Origin of the sequence: Paenibacillus popilliae ATCC 14706 (assembly GCF_000315235.1) — a bacterium.
GTDB lineage: Bacteria > Bacillota > Bacilli > Paenibacillales > Paenibacillaceae > Paenibacillus_B > Paenibacillus_B popilliae.
Genome location: NZ_BALG01000366.1, coordinates 1 through 323, shown reverse-complemented (window position 1 = coordinate 323; position 323 = coordinate 1). Strand labels below are relative to the sequence as shown.

Sequence of the window (323 nt, the reverse complement as noted above, 5' to 3'; positions counted from 1 at the left end):
TCAACCGCAAATTCTCTTTGCGCTCCAGCCATTCCAACTTTCAGCGCTGAAGTGAGCCGCTGTTTTGTGTTCCAGGAGGAGACAACGTTTCTTGTCAATCGGCAGGGATTTCCCGGCTTCCTTGCTTTACGCCTAGCGCCGCTGTGAGACGGGCAACCGTGGCTTCACAGCCCTCCTGTTCGAGGGCTTCCTCAATTTGTTCCATCGTATACACACCGCACAAATGGGCCAGTGCCTGCAGGCGCTCCTTGCGTACCTCCAGTTCCTTCACCTCTTGGTACGCCTGCTCCGCGAAATAAGAAGCGAGCTGCTCATGGCTTTCA

1 protein-coding gene is annotated in these 323 nt (G+C 55.1%); it reads right to left on the bottom strand.

Annotated features, from left to right (window positions below; genetic code table 11):
* Window positions 1-94: 94 nt before the first annotated feature.
* On the bottom strand, window positions 95-323 hold a 229-nt coding region (locus tag PPOP_RS23005; RefSeq protein ID WP_006287974.1), incomplete at its 5' end, for a hypothetical protein.